The sequence below is a fragment of the Streptomyces graminilatus genome (assembly GCF_001418565.1).
Taxonomy (GTDB): Bacteria; Actinomycetota; Actinomycetes; order Streptomycetales; family Streptomycetaceae; genus Streptomyces; species Streptomyces graminilatus.
Genome location: NZ_LIQQ01000653.1, coordinates 1,287 through 1,519, shown reverse-complemented (window position 1 = coordinate 1,519; position 233 = coordinate 1,287). Strand labels below are relative to the sequence as shown.

Below are 233 nucleotides of genomic sequence, written 5' to 3'. Positions count from 1 at the left end.
CGCCGGACTCGACCCCCTGGAGGTCGAGGACATCGCCAACGTCGCCATCCAGGAGGACCTCGACCACGGCGTGGACGTGACGACCGTCGCGACCATCCCCGAGGAGGCCCGCGCCACCGCCGACTTCACCGCCCGCGAGGGAGGCGTCGTCGCCGGTCTCAGGATCGCCGAGGCGGTCGTCTCCGTGGTCTGCACCGACGAGTTCGAGGTCGAGCGGCACGTCGAGGACGGCG

General features: G+C 72.1%; 1 pseudogene. It reads left to right on the top strand.

From position 1 onward, the window contains the following. Positions 1 to 233: pseudogene (locus AOK08_RS48165) on the top strand (carboxylating nicotinate-nucleotide diphosphorylase); the annotation flags it as partial.